We start from the raw sequence: 2,045 nt of genomic DNA, 5'->3' as shown, positions 1-2,045 counted from the left end.
AACCTGTATCTCGATGCGGACAAGGTGAAGGAGAGCAATCGGGTGTTGTGAGGCATCGCTCTCACCGCGCGTCATGCCCCGGGCGAAAGCGCAACGCGCGTCTTCGCGCTGGATGACCCGGACATCCATCCAGGACAAAAAGCCGGGCAAGGGCCCGGCTTTTTTTTGGCAAGGCCCCTGTCTGTACTACTGCGTCCTGGACGAGGCCGAACGTACGGCGTTCTGATAGTCGCCAAGAAGCCCAGCATCTTCAATTGAGCCGTGATGGTGCATCTGCCGCCAGCGACCATTGGTCAGTTGATAAATGCGTGTCGTGCGAATGTTGAGATTCTTGACGGCATCGCCATCATGGTACGTGCCGCGCTCACGCCCTACAGCCCAGAATACATCGCCGGCGCGATGGATTGTGTAGTCCCAGAATTCGACGTGAACATCCGCCGAGCTCTTGAATATCCCCTCGTACATTTTGTGCGGCACATCCATCCCCCGCCGAATTCCTCCGAGAGGATTGTCGATAGCGACTTCTTCGGAATGGGCAAAGTTGTCGTCGATCATCTTCAGATCGCGAGTATTGAAGGCGCGGTAGAATTGGGCCAACGCCTGCTGAGGCTCGCTCAAATCTCCGAGATTCTCCTTACCCGTGATCGGATCTTGGATCGGTTTCGTGCCTTGATTCTCATCGGCACAAACCGGCATTGAGAGCAACGCGATATGGGTTGCCGAAGCGAACATGACTGATGTGAGTAACCTCCTATGGGACAGCGCGGCCGACATGGCTCCTCCTTTCGGCTTGCGATACACATTCCCGCGCTAAATCTACCACCAGAAAAAATGCTGCTCGATTGGCAACCATGCTGTAGTAAACTGCAAAAATGCAGGAGCTCGATTGGGACGATCTGCGATACGTTCTCTCGTTGGCGCGCACGCGCCGCATCTCGGGCGCGGCGAAGAAGCTTGGCGTCAATACAACCACGGTCGCCCGGCGCATTGCGCGTGTTGAAGAGCTGTTGAGAGCACGTTTGTTTGAGCACAACGCAGGTATTCTGACGCCGACCAACTGCGGCCAAATCGTCATCAGCCGAGCCGAGCGCATCGAGCTTGATGTCGACGCGGTCAAAGAGAGCGTGACGAATGCCGACAGGGTTGAAGCCGGCAAAGTGCGCGTGACGGCAATGCCGCTGCTGCTGAACCATATTCTGATCCCCGCACTTCCGGCTTTCCTGCGATCGCACGGACGGTTGCAGATCGAACTTGCCGCCGACCCCCGTAATCTCAGTGTGACGAACCGCGAGGCCGACATCGCCTTGCGCATGGCGCGACCGGATAGCGAGTGTCGCCTGGTTGCGCGTCGGGTCGCCATGTTCGATTACGCGGTGTACGCCACATCGAATATGAACCATGCTTTGCCTTGGATCACATATGACGCCACGTGGTCTCACTTGCCGCACACGCGTTGGATGGCGAAAGCGATGGCGTCGGATCCGGAATCGGAAGCATCTGTTAGGGTCAATGACTCGGACTTGGCCCTCCATGCGGTCCGTGCCGGTTTGGGCCGGTCGCTGCTGCCCTGCCGCATAGCGGATAAGATTCCTGAGTTGTATCGTTTGAGCGGCGCAAGGCCTGTTCTCTCGCGCGAAATGTGGCTGATCGTCCATCCCGACCTCAAGCATTTGGCGCGCGTCAGAGCGGTGATGTCATGGATCGAGCAGGTCATGACCTAAAGCATGATCCGGAAAAGTGCGAAGCGATTTTCCGGAAAGATCATGCTCAAACAAAGAGCTAAAGCGCGACGACGATTCAACCTGATCTCATCGCGCTTTAGCAGCGGCTTAACTCCGGAATGTCAGATCGCGTGCTCAAGCGAGCCCGGATGAGCGAAGCGGCATCCGGGGTTGAGTGTGTCCCGCACATCGCGCGCTCATGCGGGTCACCAGTCCGTAGGGTTGGTTAGCCGGAGGCGCATCCCATCGATTGAGTGGCGACGAGACCCTACCGAAGGAAGCCCACAAGGTCGCGCATTTCTGCTCGATGTGCGGCCCGAAATT

The 2,045-nt window shown here is 57.4% G+C and carries 2 protein-coding genes; one reads left to right on the top strand and one right to left on the bottom strand.

Features of this window, described 5'->3' with window-relative positions:
- Positions 1-186: 186 nt before the first annotated feature.
- A complete protein-coding gene (locus tag CO675_RS39550) occupies positions 187-774 on the bottom strand; it encodes a YybH family protein (protein ID WP_198964915.1) in 588 nt (195 codons plus the stop codon).
- Positions 775-872: 98 nt separating this feature from the next.
- Between CO675_RS39550 and CO675_RS39545 the strand changes: the two genes are divergently transcribed.
- A complete protein-coding gene (locus tag CO675_RS39545) occupies positions 873-1,721 on the top strand; it encodes a LysR family transcriptional regulator (protein WP_097677268.1) in 849 nt (282 codons plus the stop codon).
- Positions 1,722-2,045 lie beyond the last annotated feature (324 nt).

It is taken from the genome of Bradyrhizobium sp. C9, assembly GCF_002532045.1.
Taxonomy (GTDB): Bacteria; Pseudomonadota; Alphaproteobacteria; order Rhizobiales; family Xanthobacteraceae; genus Bradyrhizobium.
Note: the sequence above shows the minus strand (reverse complement) of the source record. Positions and strands in the feature narration are given on the sequence as shown.

Coding starts and splice junctions, on each gene's coding strand:
- CO675_RS39550 (WP_198964915.1), bottom strand. CDS start 774: ATGTCGGCCGCGCTGTCCCATAGGAGGTTACTCACATCAGTCATGTTC.
- CO675_RS39545 (WP_097677268.1), top strand. CDS start 873: ATGCAGGAGCTCGATTGGGACGATCTGCGATACGTTCTCTCGTTGGCG.